This is a genomic window from Nostoc sp. DedQUE07, from assembly GCF_034530975.2.
Taxonomy (GTDB): Bacteria; Cyanobacteriota; Cyanobacteriia; order Cyanobacteriales; family Nostocaceae; genus Nostoc.
The window spans coordinates 187,957-205,680 of the sequence record NZ_JAVRCC020000007.1; the positions used below are offsets into that span (position 1 = coordinate 187,957).

A 17,724-nucleotide genomic window follows, 5' to 3' on the forward strand; every position below is an offset into this window, starting at 1 on the left:
TAAACTTTCGCCACAGTTTACTAGGATTTCCTTAAAAAGACTCCCACATATATAAGAATTATTGTCATTTAGCTGTATCGTGAAAAGAGAAGCAAATTAGAAAACAAGTGTAGGCTTCCGAATAAATCAATCAGATGATCGCACAATGGCTCTCAAAAGCTTTTGCACAAAGTTTCAGGATTCTCCTTGCCGTTACATTTGTCAGTACTACATTTCCTGTGGTTGCATCCGAAGATAAATCTAGTTCTAGTAATCAACGTAATCTCCTTCAAACTGAGATTACACAGCAGGATCTCAAAATCATCGATCGATTAGTAGCTATTGCTGAACGCAACTCAGCCCAAGTGCTGGAAACAAAAGCTGCAATGGGATTGAATGCTTTTAGAGATGTCTTAGCTATCGAATTATCTCCGGCTCTAAGTACGATCTCAACATCACCGGATTCCCCATCTGAGCGCTCAAACAGTTTTTCCTTAACCGTTACAGTTGACCCGATTAAATTCATTAGTACTTTTGGGCAGCTTCCTGTTTTGCAAGCTCGTTGGAAGGAAGCTAGACAGCAAAAAAGATTAGCTATCGTGCAATATTATGTTGCCTATCTCCAAGCCCGTCAAGCAGCTTTAATTGCCACTTATCAAATACAAAAAATTACTGGAAGTTCTGACATTGCCAATCTTTATTCCCAAACAAGTTTTCCTAAGAATGTCAATCATCTTGCTAATCCTGATTACGTTGCAGCTGCAACGTCTTTGTTAGAAGCAAACACACGCGAACGATTGACATTGGAAGAATTGGCAGCTTGTGTCGGCTTATCTTCGCAAGAAATGACCGCTATCATTAGCAAATAATAGATATTTCATACACGTTTAACACCGCTAATTTTCAAAACATCACTCATGGTTGCACAATAATTTGGCAAGCCGAAACTATCGGGATTGATGAATTTTTCATAAGTAAAATGTCGATAGTTCATACAAAACCGATCCCAAGCGGCCATGCGAATGCGGAACAGAACAATAATCAAATTAGCCAATGCTATAGATATGGGAATGCGAAAGTAAATCTTTTTGCCCAGATAAGCACAAACTTCTTCCACTGCTTGATTAGCAGTTAATGGTGCTTGACCTAAAACAAGCCTACGTGGTTGATTATCTTTAGCAGGACGATCGATCAGATATCGCACAACAGTGGCAATGTCTCGTCCGTGGATAAAGTGAAAACTGCCATCTGCTTCTAAAAAGCGAATCAAATTGATATATTTTGTCACTTCTGCAATACCAGATGTGACAGCAGAATCAGGTTTATTCGCATCACCGCCAAATACTACAGTGGGAAAAACTGTGGTAATTTTGGGTGCGATCGCTAATTTTTCTTTTTTCTCTAAGCACTCATATTTAGAACGGATATAATCTGTCCCAATTTCCCCGGCTTCTTTTAATGGTTGATTGTAGCGATCCAAAACGCTAGCTGTCGAAAAATAAATTACCTGTTGACAACGTTCTGGATCTAGCAGTTCGAGTAACTCTATAGTCTTGACGACATTAATATCAAATGTTTGCTCGCCACCCCAAGCTGTGGCTGTGAGTACGGCTGTATCAATTGTGGATAGCAAATCGGCAAACTGGCGAATATTTTGCATATCACCTTGTAAAACGTTGATACCTGAACGTGCCTTGGTATCAACTTGCAGTTTGCTTGGGTTCCTAACTAATAGATACAGTTCGTGATTTGTTTCTTTAATTAAGGCTTCTGTTAAATAATGACCTACACAACCACTTGCACCAGTCACTAAAATCCGTTTCTGGCTCATAATAAGATTTTAATAAGTTAGGAGTTAGGAGTTAAGAGTTAAGAATTAAGTTAAAAGTTCCCTATCAGGAGTTATTTATAAAGTTAGGAGTAAGAAGTGAGGAGTTAAGAATAAAAGATAACTTTGTACCTCGCAACTCATAACTTGCAACTCATAACTCATAACTCATAACTCATAACTCATAACTCATAACTCATAACTCCTAACCCTTAACTCCTGCAAGATTCAATTCCTTTGCAGTTTCAAAAAAGAAAGCGACATTTTCTTCTGGAGTTTCTGGTAAAACACCGTGACCAAGATTGAGAATATGACCCCAATTACCGGCTTTGCGAACCGTATCGAGGATGCGATCGCGAATAAACTGTTTAGAGCCGAATAACACGCCTGGGTCAAGATTTCCTTGAACTTTCATTTGCTTACCCAATCTGGCTCTTGCATCTGCCATATCCACTGCCCAGTCTACACTGACAATATCAGCGCCAGATTGTCCCATTCTTTCCAACACACCCGCACTACCGCTAACTAGCAAAATCAAAGGTGTATCGGGATGGGTTTGCTTGACTTGCTGGAAAACTCGCTGCTGATAGGGCAGAGCAAAAGTATCATAATCTTGAGGACTCAATTGACCCGCCCAAGAATCGAACATTTGCACAACTTGAGCGCCAGAGTCAATTTGGTAGCGGGCATAGATGGCGATCGCATCTGCTAATTTAGCTAATAATTGATGCAGTATCACCGGGTCTGAAAATGCCATGTTTTTGATGATGGAGTAGGTTTTAGAACCTTTTCCTTCAACTGCATAAGCTGCTAATGTCCACGGCGCACCCACAAAGCCTAACACCGTTGATTTGTCGCCTACTTCCGAACGTAGCGCTTGCAATATTGTCTTGATAAATGGTAGAGCTGCTTCTGGTTCTAAAGGATGCAGACGTTCAATTTGTTCTTGAGTGCGGAGGGGCGAGTGAATGATTGGCCCTTTACCTTCGGCAATATCCATGTCAATGCCCAAACCAGGTAATGGGGTGACAATATCAGAAAATAAAATTACTCCGTCTGGTTGGAAAGCTCTCCAGGGTTGCAAGGAAACTTCAATTGCTACATCTGGAATTTCGGAGCGATCGCGAAACGAAGGATACTTTTCTCTTAAGTCTCGATATGCTTTCATATATCGTCCCGCTTGTCGCATCATCCATACAGGGGGACGATCTACTACTTCACCACGAGCAGCCCGTAAGAGATGAGGAGTCGTTGAATAAACACCCATTTATTACTTCATCCTATTTATGCCACTGTTTAGCTTATCATTCTGGGATTACGCTTTTCCAGCAGGTTTTCAGGAAAAGGTGAATAGCAGGGCATAATAGTAATATTTTATAATATTTTGATTATTGGATATAAGCGCTCGGTTGGCTTGACTACAGTATTAATGCCAGCAAGCGCTACAATTTATTGTTTTTTTTTGGCTTATCCCATGAAATTATTGCTTTGAGTCCTAAGTAGAAATACATTTTTCACTTCTGGATCGAGGGAACGGATGAGGAAAACTGCATAACAAATAAAAATGTGTCTCTATGCCATATATAGATAGAGACACATCCTTAAGGTTTTTCAACAGGAATCTGGATAAATTTATCCTTTCAGTGCCACTTTCTTTTGTGAGCGTTTGAAGACCGACATCATACCACAAGCACCTATTGCTAACACACCTAATATTGCATTAGGTTCAGGAACGCTGGCTAGTCTATAGGCGTGGTTATCTGTTTCAAAGGCAACGCCATTTGAGCGCATCACAACTCGGTCAAATGTTTCTCCTGTATCAGCTACAAGATTGATAAACATATTAGCTTGAGAGCTAGTCCAACTACCATTAGCTATAGCAGTTGGCACATCTGCACCACTAAAAGTCTTTAATAACTGATCGCCTTTGTAAATGTCAACAAAGTTATAATCATCTAATGAACCTGCATAAAAACCGAAGTAATTAACAGCTTCTTTGAACTTAATATTGACCAAACCACTGTCGCCTGCAACATTACTACCTACTGGAGCAATTGTTAGAAATTTGGTGTTATCCCCATAAGGTGAGGCGTATTGACTAGATACGCTACCTTGAACAATGTTACTAGTAATATTAGAGTAAGTAACAAATCCATTAGGATCGTTTGCTGTGCCGTCGTCAAAGGTGACAGTTTTGGCATCAGCGTAGCTAGAAAACGGGCCACTATTGACTTGCAGAGTTACCGCACTAGCTGGATTCGCACTCATGACTACAGCAGTCATTCCGAGTAAAGCCAAGGAAATTTTTTTCAACATTCTAGTAATAAACCTTGAAAAAGACGAAGATAATTAAAATTGAACTTTTCTTGAAACCTAGCTATGAAAAACTGGTTTCATTACTCCAACAAATTAGAAAAAATCACAAAGATTATTAGGCCTTTATATATGACTTCTGTTGGGTAAAACAAGCTCGGATATATAAGTTGAGCTTGATACTTTGTAATCCTATTTTGATTTTTATAACTCGCAAAAGATACGGTGTATATACTAAAATATTTTTAAAGATTAAGTGAAGGTTATTGTGCAATTGTAGTAGGCAGTACAAACACATCTAAATTACTCTCGATCGCAAACAAGGTTAAGAACTAACAAAAAATCACTATTTATCATTTGGTTTAGTTTCTCAGGCTCAAAGCGATGTCTACGATGGGCTACCCCAATACGGTTCGGTTAACAAATTTATCTGTTGAGGTAAGCTTTTGAGGCAGGGGGAGAAGAGAGGCAGGGGAGGAAGAATTAACTTTTTTCCTCCTCTGCAACGCCAGCCTCCCCGGTCTCAAGAGCTTATCCGAACCGTATTGTGAGCTACCCCTAAATCTTTAGCAGTAAGAATAGGTTAATGAGATTCTATTGAGAATAGACCGTTATTATTGACATAAGATTCTCGCCTTGGGGAAGTGGGGAGTGGCGAGTGGGGAATGGAAAATAAAGACTGTGATTGAGAAATAGAGTAAAACAAGAATCAATATTTAATTGAGGATTGGCCAAACAGGGCATTAGTTAATTCTCCCCCTGCTTCCCTATCTTTGCGATCTCCCTTTTCCCTCACTCCCCTAACTTCTTATGCAAACTGACTCTAACAGTTCCGATCGTGTTGCATCTGCTAATAATGAGCCTAATCCAGGAAAGTATTTGATTCCGCGATCGCAGCGACAGAGGTTCTTTATTCAGTTTACCGTAATGACCCTCATTGGATGGGTTGTCGGTGGCGTTGCCAGTATCGCTTTAGAGAAAATTATTCTCCAAAGTCTCTCATCTAACGTTGCTAATCAACCACAAACATGGAGCATTTTGGTTAGAAGTCTTAGTAACGTTGTATTTGCCGTGATTTTCGCTGCTGACCAAGCTCTTGTGCTTTACCGATATTTACCGGGTTGGCAGTGGCTATTTGCTACTAGTGTCGGTTGGCTAATTGCCAACGGCGTTTCTACAGCCTGGATTAACTACATTTCAACCATTGCCTCATCATCTTCTGAAGATACTTTGATTTTTGGATTTTTGTCTGCGATCGCATATATAATTTCTGGAATTTGGCTAGGGATTTGCCAATGGCTGGTGTTGAGGCGATATACAGCAGGCATTTGGTGGTGGAATTTTTTACCCTCAATCTCTTTTTTCTGGATTACTATTTTGGTTTGGTTGCTTTTTATTGTGCAAAATTTGATTCCAGAAACCTACCGTACTCCCATACTATATTGGAGTGGACAAGGACTGACAGCAGCGATTTTAGGAGCCATACCAGCAATTGGTTTGTGTACATTAAAAAGAAATTTACATCCCAAAACTGGAGTTTCTTCCTGACTTTTATCGATATATTCTATAACCTTAATATTTATGACTCGCCCGCGCATTCTCCAACCCGGTCAAAGTTATACATTTAGTAAGTATTTTGAATTACCATATACTCCAGCAGATATCTTGGCGGAACTGGGATGTAGTTACGAACGCGCATCGCTACAACTACCACAATATTCAGTTCTTTATTGACTATTTAGAATTTTTACAGCGTTACTTACGACGCAATATCATGCGCGTAAATCCTATCAGGGAAGCTGCAAAACGTGAAGTTTTAATTGCTCCTATTTTGTTGGAAATTTGCAACCAAACGCAAACTCAACTAAACATTGAGTACCCCATTAATATTAGCGAACAACTCATTTAATTGTTATCCCAAATAGTTTCTAAACGCTCTTGTGCTATTTTCAGAGCTTTGTCGGGAGATTCACCCAGCAATGTAGCTTCGATAGCTCGACCAAGACTGTCAGAAAGACGGCTATATCTGGCAATAATCGGTCGAGCGCCAGCCAGAGAAATTTGTTCCATAAACACTTTTAACCAAGATTTTTGGTTGAGGAATTGCTGATAAGCTTCACTTTGTGCAGCTTTAAGATTAACTGGTAAAAAACCGGTACCGATACTCCATTCTTTTTGGAATTCTTCACTCAAAACATATTCTAAAAACTTGAGTGCAGCTTGCTCTCTGGCTGGTGTAGTCTTCATCACATAAAGATTTCCGCCACCTGTCACCGTAGCTCGACCAACATTTGTAGGTATGGGAAATGCGTCGTAATCAACATTAGATTTCGTAATATAAGTCCAAGGGCCAGTAATTTGCATAGCAACGCGACCCGCTATAAAGGCATCCTCTTCATAACCCCGTTCTGGAGAAGAAAGCATTGCTGAACCATCTTTCATTAAATCTTGCCAGAATTTTAAAGCACTAATAGCTCCTTGATTCGTCAAGTTCGGACGGTTATTTGTTACTACCTCACCCCCAGCACTTAATAAAAAGGGGAACCAACTAAAAACAGTCCATTCTCCCTTTCCTAAAGGTAGTAATATTCCGTACTGTTCGGGTCGATGGTCGCCATTGCGGTCAATAGTCAACTTTTTAGCAACTAACCTTAATTCTTTCCAAGTCTTAGGTGTTTCTGTGATTCCCGCAGCTTGGAAAAGCTTCGGTCGATAAAAAATGCCGATATTGCTGGTGTACAGGGGAACTGACCAAATGTGACCATCTAATCTAGATTCTTCAAGTAGATTGGGGATAATTTCTGACTTCAAAGGCAATTTTTCTAGCCAATCTTCTAAAGGTCGAATTGCGCCTAATTCTACAAACTGACCTGTACTTTGCGGGCTGAATAACAGAATATCTGGAGGCGCATTACCCACAACTGCCGTTAACACTTTCGGCAGTCCTTCGGCGTAAATAGATTCTACTTGGATATCAGCATGAGTGTGATTAAATTTATCTACCAGTTTCTGAAAAACATCTCGATTGGCAGGAGGATTAATTGATTGCCATAGTGTCAAATGAATGACTTTATCGTTATTTTGTATTTGACCCTGACAACTAGATAAAAATATGAGACATCCACTCAGCAGAATTATCATCAATAAAAACTGCCAAGCAGAACTGAGGAAATAGCGAAAAAATTTTCTGATTTGAGATGGGTGAATATTAATGTTCATACCAAAGAGTTAGCTAGGCGAAGTAACATTTTCTGAAAAAGCTTTACTGACACTAGTTTCGGCTCTGGTATAAAGATAGGTTTGTGGTTCTGTTATTTGTTGAGTCCTGAAGATTTTTTCTGCCCGTTCCCACAGGTCTGTATCCTCTCCATAAGCCATGTGCTTAAATCCCTGCAATTCAAAAAATACGTGTCTCTTCCCCAAAAAAGTTGGCCCCAAAACGCATTCTCGAAGATTAATTTTTTTATCAGGTTGATAATAATCAGCTACCCAAATTTCTTCTTCAGTGGCAAACCCGCCTTGAATCAAATCAACTTCTGGATGGAGTTTCATATATTCAATGCGTGACTCCAGATGATTTGGTTGGTAAGTATCATCGCTGTCGAGGAATGTGATATATTTGCCAAATGATGCCTGAATTCCGGCATTTTTAGCGTAACATTGTTTTTTATTTTGATGTTTCAAGTACCTAATATTATTGAATTTTTGCACATAATTATTGACAACTTCAAAAGTATTGTCTTGGCTACCATCATCAACAATGATGAGTTCCCAATCTTTGAAAGTTTGATTTATAACACTATTAATTCCATTATTTAAGTATTTATCTCTATTGTAAGTACATATGACAATTGATATTTCTGGAATTAAGTCAAAAATTACACTAAACATAATTAAATTTAAGTATTTTGCGTAAAAAATTATACTTTAGATTTTTGGTTTTCAAGCATGAAAAACTACCCATAAATAGTAAATACAAGCTGATAATAATTTTCAAAAGTCATAGCTGCAAAGGTAAAGCTCTATTTGAGTAGAATAACATCGTTTGCATAGTATCATAATGAAGTTTAATCTAGTTTAGACAAAAGTGCTTATGGTAACATTAGTTACCTTGTCTTTTTTAGGCAGCTATATGCAAAATTCATTGAGCTTTAAGCAACATCTACAAGAATTTTTCCATTTCAGAGTCAGAAGTGCTGGTGGCGTGGTTAGCCCAGAAATATACCAGAAATATAATTTATGGAGCTTGTAGATTATAATGACTCATTTCGGTACTATCTGCCCTACCGCAACTGGACACCTCAACACAATGACAGCTTTAGGGCGTGAACTATTAAAGCGTGGTCATCGCGTCACAGTTTTGGGGATGCCTGATGCTGAATCTAATGCCAAGGCTGCTGGCTTAGAATTTCGCTCTATATCTGCTTTTGAATATCCTACGGGATCAATGGCAAAATTACATGAGCGGTTAGGAGAACTCAATGGGTTAGCAGCATTGCATTACACTATCAATTTATCTCTAAAAACAACAGCTTTATTTCTGCAAGATGCGCCACTAGTTATTAAAGAAGCTGGTATTGAAGCGCTAATATTCGATGAATGTATATTTGGAGGAAGCACTTTAGCAGACTTTCTTCACATCCCATTTGTTACAGTTTGCTCTGCATTAGTAAACGGTTTTGAAGATTCTATTCCTCCATTCTTCACAACCTGGAAATATAACCCACACTCTTGGGCGCAGCTACGTAACCGTGCTGGTTATGCTGTTTTAATGGCGTTCTCGAAATCCATTCGAGATATAATCTCCCAATATCGCCGTCAGTGGAATTTGCCTCCTTGCTCTCATATCAATGACTATTATTCTCTTTCCAAGTTAGCGATTATTAGTCAACAACCCGCAGAGTTTGAATACCCAAGACGCGAATTGTCTAATTTACTTCACTTTACAGGCCCTCACTCAGACTCGTCAGGCAGGAAACCAGTGGATTTTCCTTTTGATAAGTTGAATGGTCAACCCCTAATTTATGCTTCATTGGGGACGTTACAAAATCGACTACGGCATATTTTCTATCACATTGCTGAGGCTTATATTGGTTTAGATGCCCAACTGGTTATTTCTCTTGGTGGTGGACTTGAACCCGATGCACTACCCAACTTGCCAGGAGAACCCTTGGTTGTCAAATATGCGCCACAACTAGAATTGCTGCAAAAAGCTAGCCTGACTATTAGCCATGCTGGAGTGAATACTGTGTTGGAATCACTATCTAATGGTGTACCTTCAGTTGCTATTCCCATAGCCAATGACCATCCCGGAGTAGCAACACGTATTGCTTGGACTGGTGTGGGTGAATTTATTCCATTATCACGCTTGAGTACTACTAAGTTACGTAAGGTGATTCAAAAAGTACTGACGCAAGAATCTTACAAACAAAATGCCCTGAGGTTAAAAACTGCAATTGGCCAAGCAGGAGGAGTTCCCCGTGCCGTTGATATTATTGAGCAGGCAATATCGACAAATAAGCCGGTGATTAATTAGGTTCAGTATGAGTAAAAAATGCAATTAATCTCCTCACTTAACCGCAAAACACAAGATAAATACTTAGCCACACACCCAAGAAGCGAGGAATGTCAATGAACAAACTTTACGATACGCCAAAGTGCAAAGACCTGATCTATGACATTGGGATGCACAAGGGAGAAGACACCATATTCTACCTGCAAAAAGGATTCCGCGTGACAGCATTTGAGGCAGACCCTGACCTAGCACGGCTTTGTCGAAACCGACTTAAGGAATACATCGATCGCGGACAAGTAACAGTCGTAGAAGGTGCTATAACGAACCTAAATTCGATAGAGACAGGGCAAAAAGTCCAATTCTATAAAAATCTCGATGACTCTGTTTGGGGAACTATTTGTGTTGATTGGGCTGAACGCAATGCCCGACTTCGTACTTCAAGCAAGCTGCTCGAAGTCAACGTAATTGATTTTGCAAGCATACTGCAACAGCATGGCATCCCATACTATATGAAAATTGACATTGAAGGTGTTGATATGGTTTGTGTGAATGTGCTGAAGCTATTTCGAGAGAGGCCAGACTATATCTCTATCGAATCAGACAAAACTCGCTTCACGAATATTAAGCGTGAAATCGATGCACTTGTTGAACTGGGCTACGACTCCTTTCAGGCCGTAGAACAGTCAGCTATACCTTACTCTCAATCTCCGCCTTATCCAGCAAAAGAAGGCAGCTACGTAGATCAGCCTTTTGAGTTCGGATCGTCAGGATTATTTGGCTCAGAACTTGGCGGTAGATGGAAGTCGAAACGTGAAATTCTCCGCCAATACCGTGTTATTTTCCTCGGATACTATCTGATAGGTGATGACGGAATAATGAATCAATGGAAGTTTCAAGGATCTTCTACGATACGAGCGTTAACTCATAGCTTCTTGAAGCTGTTGACAAAGGCGACCGTTCCCGGCTGGTATGATACTCATGCACGTCATTCCAGTGTCGATGCTGGAAAGGTCTAGCTTCCGCTATTGATCTCTCTTTTGTTGCTATGGGGAAAGTATAATCAGGAAGAAAAACGGAAAGAGTAAGTAGCAGAGATGTCTCTGTGTTTATTGGTTAATAGCTAATATTCCGGCATCCCCATCTAAAGTTACCTCTACTCCCACTGGTAAGGCTGCATTGGGATTATCGTGGCCAAAAGGCAAATCGGAGACAATGGGAATCCCTAAATCGCCCAAGCGATCGCGCAATACTTCTTCTACACTAAAACTAGATATAGTTGGTGGCGCTTCACAGCGAGTAAAACTGCCTAAAGCAATACCGCAGACTTGAGACAAAGTACCGCTCAAACGCCACTGCGTCAGCATCCTATCGATGCGATAAGGTGCTTCGGTAACATCCTCCAACGCCAGAATTACACCATCCAGATGTGGCAAGATTGGTGTACCTAAAAGGTGAGTAGCCACCGTCAGATTCCCTGGTAATAAAGTACCATTCACTACACCACCACCCCAACCGCAACCTTTGAGAGGGGTAAAAGAACTAGCTTCTACCCAATCAAATAATCGTTTAATAGACCAATCTGACTCATCTGCCAAAGTTGTCATTACAGGGCCATGAACGCCAGAAATTCCTGCTGTATAAAGACTCCATAATAAAGCTGTGATATCAGAAAAGCCTATGAGCCACTTGGGAAGTCCTGAGTTTGGCCAATTCCAATTTTCTAAGATGCGGGTGCTGCCAAAACCACCTCTGGCACAGAGAATACCACGACAATCAGGATCTTGCCATGCTGCTGCTAGCTGTTGACGACGGGTTTCGTCTGTTCCAGCTAGATAACCCCATTTGTCATCTATCTGGGGACTGATTTCTAGTTGGTAGCCGCGCGATCGCCAAATTTCTAGACTCTGTTTAAATTCCTCAAATTCTCGCAAAGCACCACTAGGGGCAATTACTCGTAGTAAGTCTCCAGGTTTTAAGGGCGGTGGTAAGATTTTGGCTGGCATGAAACAAGTTAGGAGTGAAAAGTATAATATTAACAATGCTGCAACTGTGTTAACAACACAACAACCTCATCAATTGCCTGCCGTATAACTGTTGCAGACTGATTTGACTGATTGACGATAATACTAAAAACTAGCGGCTCATATTTCGGTGCATTCATATATCCAGATAGAGAAACTACACCCGTTAACGTACCTGTTTTTGCTTGCACAATGCCCTCAGCAGGTGTACCTTGAAAGCGGCCTTTCAGAGTTCCACTTTTACCAGCCACTGGTAAAGATGCGCGATATATATACGCTGTTGGGGTTTTTGCCATTCCCCGCAGAGTTTGGACAAAAGCTTCTGGTGTCACTAAGTCACGACGTGATAAACCTGAACCATCGACCAAAATATAATTAGCTGGATCGACCCCCAATTTAGTTAAACTTGCTTTGACAACTTCTAAACCGACATCAGCACTAGTCTGATTTTTCAGTCTAGTCTTTTTCACAGCTAATGCTCTCAGCAATGCTTCCGCATAAAGATTATTACTATTTAAATTAGTTTCTGCTAATAATTCAGCTAAAGGTGGCGACTCTACAAATGCTATTTCCCTTTGATTCACACCACCATTTACTACTAATGTTTGTCCCAAGTTAATTTTTTCTGTTGCTAAGACAGTACGAAAACGTCGTAAGAAGTAATAATTAGGGTCAACTACAGGGAAATCTATTAAAGATTCTTCAGAATTCGTTGTCAGTTGTCCTTGAATTCGTAATACTGTTCCTGATAATTCGCGGGTAACATTGACATAGCTCGGTTGATTTTGAGGAACGGTTACTGACTGATTAATTATCTGCCACTGTTTTGCTTCGCCAGGATCGAGCCACAGCACTTGCAAAGATTTACCTACAGCCTGTGGTACAAGTTTAAAGCTAAAAATATTTTTATTCAGAATAAAGCTGCTGACTGGTACGCCATCACTTGACTGCACATCTTCCCATTGCCAGGTGGGGTTAACAATATCACCTTGAATATAACTATCATCAGCACTTAACTGCTGAATTTGAGTAATACCTTTCTGTTTTAACTGCTGTGCCAATTTTTGCAGTTCAGCATCACTTAAACTAGGATCTCCCCTGCCGACAACACGTAAAACACCATTGCCATTCTGATAAATAGAGGTGCGAATCCGAAAATTAGCACCCAATTCCTGCAAGGCGGCTGCTGTCGTCAGCAATTTGAGGTTAGATGCAGGAGTAAAATATTTTTGAGCATCTCGACTGTAAAGAGTTGGCCCCGTTGACAGAGGTTGTATCAAAATTCCCCAGCGTCCCCGACTAAATAAGGGACGATTGATTACAGCATCTATCGCTGTTGCCAGTTGGCTAGAGCAAATTGATTTTGTGGTAGTTGTTGGTGCAACTGGGGTTTGTGCTTTCGCAATAGAACTCAATCCTATCTGGCTAGTCAAAAATATTAATAAAACACCCAGTGGTTGATTTAAAGTCTTAAGTCTCACCAATTTTCCTTATCCCAAAGACAGATATTTTTACTTTGCAAACAATTTCTTTCCGGAGAGAGAAGAATTGGCTCAGTAAAGTTACTTAATTAGTATAGGGAAGATGTTCACATGTTTCATACATAGGCGATGTCTACGACGGGCTGCGCCTACGCACTAACATAATTTATGGGACTACAAAATCGAAACCCAAGTCAACCTGCATATACAGAAATACGAAATCGAGGCAATGGTGTGAGTACATTTTTATCTGGTGTAGCTGTATTACTCTCTACTTTGGCTTTGGGATGTAGCGGCTATGTAGCTTATGAAGTTTTTACGTTACGGCAAACACTAAATGCTACTAGTACAGCCAGTAACACCATTCCCACTCAAGTCCCAAGTCCTACAGCTACAATTTCTCCACAAGCAACAGTCTCACCATCGCCAGCTAGTGCTACAACTTCAGCAATTATTAGCCCTGGCCAATTTGTGCAGCCTGCTTTTGGCAAAAAGGCAGAAGTTGAGTTACTTTCAGCAAAACGAATTAAAGATCCAGAAACTGGAAACCGTGATGTGGTAAATCTGCAAATGCGGATTCGTCGCCTTGCCACAGACGGAGTTGTTGGTAGCGATATTATCTCGGTGGCTAGTACAACAGCCCGCAATCCTGACACTAGCGTAACCTACAAAGGAGTTGCTCTTAATCGCTCAACAGGAAGCGTTTCTTTGTTCCAAGTACGTCCACAAGCCTCCGCAGATGCTTATATCTGGCTAAGAGTTCCCGATGGTATCAATAATTTAGACATTTTTGTGCCAGATACAGCCGCATTTAAAAATGTACCAATTTCATCTTAGCTAACTAACTGATATCAAATAACTCCCCATCTAGGGGAGCTATTTGTCGTTGATTGTACAAGATAATGCTTTACTTCTCTAAACAGTAGCCTGTAACTGTAAGCAGCAGTCTGAAAGATAACCAAATTTTTAAAACCCTTTTTAATTACTTTCTCTTTCACTCCAAGAGCAATTTCGCTGACTGCTATTGATGCAGTTTTAGTGTAGTTTATAACTGTGTTTGAAGTTCCTTTATTAACTCTTGCTAAAAGCGTATTCCAAAATAAGTTTAAATAAATAATAATTTTAACGTCACAAGGTTAGCGAGTAGGTAACAAAAGATTCTAATTAGTATCAATTCTCCAGCATAGAAAAGAACCGGATGCACTAACATCAGCAGTTTTGCAGCATAACTGTAATTTTCAGCAGTAATCAGGGAAATATAAGTTTGATTAACTTTGCAATTATCGCAATGCTGATTCGGGGTGTTATCAGAAATGTTAACTCAAGGTTAAGGAATTAAACTATGTTGGCAATGCATAGCATGACAAATGCTAATAATTTGAACTTGCAATTAGAGTCTACTTTGCAAGAATTACCACTTTGGTCTGTTTACGTCGAAGCAGATAGTCCAGCAAATGATTTGAATACACTCTTTAAGCAAGAGCCTTTACTACCAGGTATTATTCTGGTGAAAAATCATGATTATCTGGGGATGATTTCTCGACAAAGATTTTTTGAACACATGAGTCGTCCCTATAGTTTTCCACTATTTTCTAAACGACCTGCGATCAATCTGATTAACTTTCTTCAGCCAGATGTGTGTATAATTTCTGAGGATACGCTCATTGTAGAAGCAAATAAGCTAGCTTTGCAGCGAGAACCTCAATTTGTATATGAACCGATTTTAATAGAAACTCAGTTAGGTAGTTTTAAGCTACTCGATTTCCATCATTTACTTTTAGCTTATTCCCAAATTCATATTTTAACATTAGCTCAATTAGAGAAAGTAGAAGAACAATCTAGAATTGCTAAAGTAGGTTTTCGTACCCTGAAGAATAACTATGCGCGATTAATTCAAAATGAAAAAATGGCTGCTTTAGGACAACTTGTTGCTGGCATTGCACACGAAATCAATAACCCTGTGAACTTTATCGCTGGCAACATTGTTTATGCACTCAACTACACTCAAAATTTACTACAATTAATTAGCTTATACCAACACCATTATCCTGCACCAGTAGCAGAAATTAAAGCTGCGATCGCAGAAATGGAACTAGAATTTTTAACTGCTGATTTCCTCAAGCTTCTTGATTCTATGAAGTTTGGTACTGAGCGTATCCAAGAGATAGTTCTTTCATTACGCAATTTCTCTCGCCTCGATGAATCTGATAAAAAGATAGTTGATATTCATGAAGGGATTGATAGTACTCTAATAATATTACAAAGCCGTCTTATAAATCAGCAAACAGGTCAGATAATTACTATTGATAAAGAATATGGAAATCTCCCTCTAGTAGAATGCTATGCTGGGTTAATCAATCAAGTATTTATGAATATTCTATCAAATGCAATTGATGCTATATTTGAGAGTTTTGAATCAGCTGATTCAACTCTAAAATCACCTTTAATTCGTATTCGTACTGAAGTCACAGACAATCGGCAAGTAGTTATTCGCATTGCCGATAATGGTACTGGAATTCCCAAGGATATACAAAAGCGATTATTTGACCCCTTCTTCACCACAAAACCCGTCGGTAAAGGCACTGGGTTAGGGCTATCTATCAGCTATCAAATTGTTGTAGAAAAACATTGTGGTCAACTGCAATGTATATCTAACATAAAAGAAGGAACCGAGTTTATTATTACAATTCCTGTCGAACTTAATTCCTGACAAGTTAGTTAAAAAATCTCTATTTTGGGTAAATACTAATCGCTCAAGAATATTTTACCTTTTTGTTCGACTGCTTCGCCGTGTAGGTGGCTGCGGTGGCGGTGGTTCTTGAGATTTTAACTTGTCATCATCAGTTAAAAATTCTACATGGAAACCCTTTTGGTGATAGTGCCAACCCAAGATGACAATACTAGCATCACCCATAGAAGTCTCTTGCACAGCCTGAATGGGAAATTGAGCCGCTAAACTTTTTAGTGCTGCTGCCTCCCAAAGCACAATCTGCTCACTAAAAGCCGCCCAAGGTGTCGTTTCATCAGCAGCATAAGTTATGATTTCTGCAAATTTTTGAGCTGTTGGAAACTTATTTATCGTCTTTATTTTAGCTTGTGCAATGTGATTACCTGTTTCTATAACACTCGCTAAAGGAAGTACCAGTGTTGTTGAATTGGCGATTTCTGCCTGAATTTTCTGATTTACGCGCTCAAAATTCCATTCATTATTACCAGCAGTTTCTCTACCTGGAACTTGTAACCAAACGCATAAAAGCGATGTATCGATTAGTAGCACCTTTATCATATTAGTAGTTATTCATTATGAGAAAGGCTTCTTTCAATTGCACCCTTAGTTGTCATATCACCCAAAGAATATGATGCAAAGAGCTTAGAAAAATTATCAATATCTTCTAAAAGAGTAAGCTTACTTTCTCCAGTTTCTTTATCGCGGTGTGCGACAACCACAAAAGGAACTATCTCTGGGCCTAAAGCATCAAGTAAAGCTGGGTTATGAGTGGTAAGTAATATATCAATTTTTCTTTTCTGACCAATCTCTCGCAGTATTCTTACCAACAATCCTGCACGCGAGGGATGAAGCCCGTTATCTATTTCTTCAATTACTATTTGACTACCTTCTGGCCGAGTAAGTAGTGCTGTGATAATTGCTAGAAAACGTAAAGTTCCATCAGACATAGTTCGAGCATCAATCGGCGTTGGATCTTGATCAGGTTTCCATTTTTCTTGACAATAGAGCATTGCATCAGTGCCAAATCTACCCACTTTTTCTGCCCATACTTTTTGAATATCACGTTCTGGTAAATCTTTGACGTAGTTAGATAGCGTTGATTCTACTTCTGTTTTCCGTTCATCAGGTAATGTTGCTAGCACACCCGCAATATTAGATGCATCACTTTCAAAATCGTCAGATAGGCGGGAGTAATCACGCATTTTTGAAGGTACGGGATTGAGAATTAATATGTTTTCTAACTTAGAAATTACACAATCTTTAATTTTTTTATTTAAAGTTATATATTCATTGTATATGCTTGGAAATTCTTCATTTGAAATGGATATATCTGTAGAAATATTGTTTATGTCTAAATATTTTCTAAAGTTTACCATTTCATCTATATTAATAGGAGGGTTCAATTCTTTTAATCCACTTCTAGTTTGAAAATGTAAACTTTTAGTGCTAATTTTATTTGAATAATTATTTGCAAAGCTTTTACTTAATATTTGAGGTTCGATATATTCTTCTATAACTCTAGTTTCAGGTATCGTTTGAATTTTTATAACATATAAATAATCAGTTTGTTCATCTTCGCCTGCAACCAACGCTTTTAATGTAAATCCTTTTTCTGGTTTAAATGCAGCCCACTCTACACCACCACGAATAGATGAAAGTATTTTATCTCCGGCTAAAGCTGCTTCAATATTCTCACCTCTAGCGATTCTTTGTAAAAACTCCAAAGCTTCAACTACATTAGATTTACCACTCGCATTTGTACCAATCAGAACAGTCAATGGGTCAAGTGGAAGCTCGGCATAACGGAAACTTTTCCAGTTTTCTAAAATGAGTTGCTTAAGCACGATCAACTCCAAAAC

General features: G+C 39.3%; 16 protein-coding genes. 7 read left to right on the forward strand and 9 right to left on the reverse strand.

All coding sequences use genetic code 11. From position 1 onward, the window contains the following. The first annotated feature begins 134 nt into the window (after positions 1-134). Entirely contained in the window at positions 135-848 is a 714-nt protein-coding gene (locus tag RMZ95_RS08460) for a hypothetical protein (RefSeq protein ID WP_322672656.1), read from the forward strand. A gap of 8 nt (positions 849-856) precedes the next feature. Here RMZ95_RS08460 and RMZ95_RS08465 read toward each other — a convergent pair whose 3' ends face one another. The 3 genes from RMZ95_RS08465 to RMZ95_RS08475 form a co-directional block, all read right to left on the reverse strand. After that, the gene (locus RMZ95_RS08465) at positions 857-1,810 is read right to left on the reverse strand and encodes an NAD(P)-dependent oxidoreductase (RefSeq protein WP_322685231.1); all 954 of its coding nucleotides are present in this window, start codon (positions 1,808-1,810) and stop codon (positions 857-859) included. 202 nt (positions 1,811-2,012) lie between these two features. Next, the gene (gene hemE, locus RMZ95_RS08470) at positions 2,013-3,074 is read right to left on the reverse strand and encodes a uroporphyrinogen decarboxylase (protein WP_322672654.1); all 1,062 of its coding nucleotides are present in this window, start codon (positions 3,072-3,074) and stop codon (positions 2,013-2,015) included. A 365-nt stretch (positions 3,075-3,439) separates the two neighbouring features. Continuing rightward, complete coding sequence (locus tag RMZ95_RS08475) at positions 3,440-4,123, reverse strand: PEP-CTERM sorting domain-containing protein (RefSeq protein WP_322672653.1); 684 nt, start codon at positions 4,121-4,123, stop codon at positions 3,440-3,442. Between the two features lie 807 nt (positions 4,124-4,930). Here RMZ95_RS08475 and RMZ95_RS08480 point away from each other — a divergent pair. Both RMZ95_RS08480 and RMZ95_RS08485 read left to right on the forward strand, forming a co-directional pair. Next, positions 4,931-5,668, forward strand: a complete 738-nt coding sequence (locus RMZ95_RS08480; RefSeq protein ID WP_322685230.1) for a hypothetical protein — start codon at positions 4,931-4,933, stop codon at positions 5,666-5,668. A gap of 88 nt (positions 5,669-5,756) precedes the next feature. After that, a complete protein-coding gene (locus RMZ95_RS08485; RefSeq protein WP_322685229.1) occupies positions 5,757-6,029 on the forward strand; it encodes a hypothetical protein in 273 nt (90 codons plus the stop codon). On the opposite strand, the gene RMZ95_RS08490 is transcribed toward RMZ95_RS08485, so the two are convergent. Both RMZ95_RS08490 and RMZ95_RS08495 read right to left on the reverse strand, forming a co-directional pair. Next, positions 6,026-7,339, reverse strand: a complete 1,314-nt coding sequence (locus RMZ95_RS08490) for an ABC transporter substrate-binding protein (protein ID WP_322685228.1) — start codon at positions 7,337-7,339, stop codon at positions 6,026-6,028. The two genes, RMZ95_RS08485 and RMZ95_RS08490, sit on opposite strands and share 4 nt — an antisense overlap. Positions 7,340-7,348: 9 nt before the next feature. Beyond that, positions 7,349-8,011 (reverse strand): glycosyltransferase family A protein, encoded by a 663-nt coding sequence (locus tag RMZ95_RS08495; RefSeq protein WP_322685227.1) that lies wholly within the window; start codon positions 8,009-8,011, stop codon positions 7,349-7,351. A gap of 367 nt (positions 8,012-8,378) precedes the next feature. On the opposite strand from RMZ95_RS08495, the gene RMZ95_RS08500 reads away from it, so the two are divergent. Further along, the gene (locus tag RMZ95_RS08500) at positions 8,379-9,656 is read left to right on the forward strand and encodes a glycosyltransferase (protein ID WP_322685226.1); all 1,278 of its coding nucleotides are present in this window, start codon (positions 8,379-8,381) and stop codon (positions 9,654-9,656) included. A gap of 95 nt (positions 9,657-9,751) precedes the next feature. Next, positions 9,752-10,651, forward strand: a complete 900-nt coding sequence (locus RMZ95_RS08505) for an FkbM family methyltransferase (RefSeq protein WP_322685225.1) — start codon at positions 9,752-9,754, stop codon at positions 10,649-10,651. 90 nt (positions 10,652-10,741) lie between these two features. Here the strand turns inward: RMZ95_RS08505 and RMZ95_RS08510 are convergent, their stop codons facing one another. Next, complete coding sequence (locus tag RMZ95_RS08510) at positions 10,742-11,638, reverse strand: LD-carboxypeptidase (RefSeq protein ID WP_322685224.1); 897 nt, start codon at positions 11,636-11,638, stop codon at positions 10,742-10,744. Positions 11,639-11,667: 29 nt separating this feature from the next. Continuing rightward, complete coding sequence (gene dacB / locus RMZ95_RS08515; RefSeq protein ID WP_322685223.1) at positions 11,668-13,137, reverse strand: D-alanyl-D-alanine carboxypeptidase/D-alanyl-D-alanine-endopeptidase; 1,470 nt, start codon at positions 13,135-13,137, stop codon at positions 11,668-11,670. 234 nt (positions 13,138-13,371) lie between these two features. Between dacB and RMZ95_RS08520 the strand changes: the two genes are divergently transcribed. Then, positions 13,372-13,974, forward strand: coding sequence for a hypothetical protein (locus RMZ95_RS08520; protein ID WP_322685260.1), 603 nt, complete (start codon positions 13,372-13,374; stop codon positions 13,972-13,974). Positions 13,975-14,488: 514 nt separating this feature from the next. Beyond that, complete coding sequence (locus RMZ95_RS08525; RefSeq protein WP_322685259.1) at positions 14,489-15,847, forward strand: sensor histidine kinase; 1,359 nt, start codon at positions 14,489-14,491, stop codon at positions 15,845-15,847. Between the two features lie 54 nt (positions 15,848-15,901). Here RMZ95_RS08525 and RMZ95_RS08530 read toward each other — a convergent pair whose 3' ends face one another. Next, the gene (locus tag RMZ95_RS08530) at positions 15,902-16,423 is read right to left on the reverse strand and encodes a hypothetical protein (RefSeq protein WP_322685222.1); all 522 of its coding nucleotides are present in this window, start codon (positions 16,421-16,423) and stop codon (positions 15,902-15,904) included. A gap of 8 nt (positions 16,424-16,431) precedes the next feature. Then, on the reverse strand, positions 16,432-17,709 hold the full coding sequence (locus RMZ95_RS08535) for an AAA family ATPase (protein WP_322685221.1): 1,278 nt from the start codon (positions 17,707-17,709) through the stop codon (positions 16,432-16,434). Positions 17,710-17,724 lie beyond the last annotated feature (15 nt).